Consider the following 1,805-nt stretch of genomic DNA (forward strand, 5'->3'; position numbering starts at 1 on the left):
CAACAATAAAGTAAACTAAAAAAATGAAAAGGATAACGATAAAAAATAACATACTTGAAACATCACTCTTTCTTTAACCAAATAAAATATCTAATATAGTTGAAAGCTCACCACGCGTCTTTCCTTCTAAAATAGTAGGATTATACACTTCTACAAAACCACAGTTTAAACAAGAGACAAATAAATAATGATTATAGTCAATATCAAATAATTTACTTAGGCCAGCCCCAGACATTGATACTTCTTTTATTTTAGCATTTGTTTGTTGACACTTTGAACATACAAACTTATCTTTAATCATTTGTCCCGCATTAGACATACAAAAACCCCTCTACCTGAAATTTTTGAACTCAAAAAATTAGAATTTTTTGGAAATTAATTTTAACATAAATCAAGTAAATTTCACAAATCCCTATTTCATGATAAAATTAATAAAAATGATTGATGATTACGGTAGGTGGAACAAAATGGCGAAAAAAAGAAAAACACAACAAACGCAGCAACCTTCTTATGAGCAAAAAGAAAAAAACACATTAGGCTCATTAATGAATGAAGAATTACTTCAAAAATTAAAAGCTACGAAAAAACAATTACAAGATCAAGAAGTAAAACAAAAAGAAGAAGAAGAAGCTAGAATTCGCGAAGAAAAAAGATTAAAAGAAAAGAATAAATCTTTCGAAGAACTATTAAATGAAAGTAATGTATCTTGGAAAGATTTTAAATAAATAACGGATTTTAGTGAGGAGATTGAGAGTCTCTGCTAAATAAATTAGTGACCTTTAATGCATTGCATTAGAGGTTTTTATTTTTTCTTGAGGTCACTAAAAATTAGAATTGCTAATTTGAATAAGAAGGAAATGGAGATTTTATCCAGAATATTTGTGTTGATAACGATAATAGACTCTTTTAAAAGCTTCAAGACAGGAGAATTTACATGGAAATAGGAGATAAACAAAGAGAAATTCAATCGAAATATAGAAAAACAATGAACAAAAAGAAAGAAGAACCAGACAAAAATGGTGTTTTTTTTATCATCGTATTGATGTTATTTTTTGTATTCAATTTGCTATTCAAAAGCTTTTAAGTGTAAAAAGAACATATGATTTAAAGTTAATTAAAATTAGGCATATATCAATTAATATAATAACGGATGCGTTTGAATAAAAATATCGACTTTTGGTCGATATTTTTTATTTTGCTACCTGTTTGTAAAGATCAAAAACAAATATAATTGTAGTTACAGAATTATATAGACAATAAGTAGAATAAGGGGACGAAATTATGGTTAGAAACATTAATCTGTTTACAATGTTAACCGTGATTGTAATAGCTATATATGGATATTTTATTGGTGTACTTCTAAAATTACTGCCATTTCTAGCATTTATGCTAGCAGTAGTCATTTTCTTAAATGGTATTCAAAGAAACCATATAAGGAAAAGTTTATTTATTATTTCAGTGAGCCTTTTTCTAATATCAATATTAAGAATCCTATCTTATTAAAGTATTCTTAAAATTTTAAAGTGGTATTGTAAACAAAATCAAAAACTACATAAAGGATACTTAAATGAAAAAGAATTATATATTATCAATTATGAACAACATTCTAACATGTATTTTAGCTATTGTTACTTCCATTTTTATCATTTTTGTAACTGAGGACGTTAGCAAAGATGGTAGTCAATTACTTGTCGCGGTTGTATTTTTTCTTGTTTACGTTGCTGTAGTAGTTCCTATTACATTAGTAATTGATTCAATTGTAAAAATAATGCCGGAACAGAAAAGACTATATACATATATAATCC

The 1,805-nt window shown here is 26.5% G+C and carries 4 protein-coding genes; 3 read left to right on the plus strand and 1 reads right to left on the minus strand.

Going from position 1 to position 1,805, the window contains the following annotated elements; genetic code table 11:
• Positions 1–73: 73 nt before the first annotated feature.
• A complete protein-coding gene (locus V7056_RS19790; RefSeq protein ID WP_499704104.1) occupies positions 74–319 on the minus strand; it encodes a zinc ribbon domain-containing protein in 246 nt (81 codons plus the stop codon).
• Between the two features lie 148 nt (positions 320–467).
• Between V7056_RS19790 and V7056_RS19795 the strand changes: the two genes are divergently transcribed.
• The 3 genes from V7056_RS19795 to V7056_RS19805 form a co-directional block, all read left to right on the plus strand.
• Positions 468–725 carry a YqkE family protein gene (locus tag V7056_RS19795; protein ID WP_499704105.1) on the plus strand — a complete coding sequence of 86 codons (258 nt, stop codon included), beginning with the start codon at positions 468–470 and terminating at the stop codon, positions 723–725.
• 209 nt (positions 726–934) lie between these two features.
• Positions 935–1,084, plus strand: a complete 150-nt coding sequence (gene ynzI / locus V7056_RS19800; protein ID WP_499704106.1) for a small membrane protein YnzI — start codon at positions 935–937, stop codon at positions 1,082–1,084.
• Positions 1,085–1,567: 483 nt separating this feature from the next.
• Positions 1,568–1,805 (plus strand): hypothetical protein (locus V7056_RS19805; protein ID WP_499704107.1); only part of this gene is annotated, 238 nt, incomplete at its 3' end.

Origin of the sequence: Bacillus sp. JJ664, from assembly GCF_036962205.1 — a bacterium.
In the GTDB taxonomy this organism is placed as follows: Bacteria; Bacillota; Bacilli; order Bacillales; family Bacillaceae_G; genus Gottfriedia.

What these genes read in the sequence shown, in the direction of transcription:
- V7056_RS19795 (WP_499704105.1), top strand. Translation starts at nt 468, where the DNA reads ATGGCGAAAAAAAGAAAAACACAACAAACGCAGCAACCTTCTTATGAG.
- ynzI (WP_499704106.1), top strand. Translation starts at nt 935, where the DNA reads ATGGAAATAGGAGATAAACAAAGAGAAATTCAATCGAAATATAGAAAA.
- V7056_RS19790 (WP_499704104.1), bottom strand. Translation starts at nt 319, where the DNA reads ATGTCTAATGCGGGACAAATGATTAAAGATAAGTTTGTATGTTCAAAG.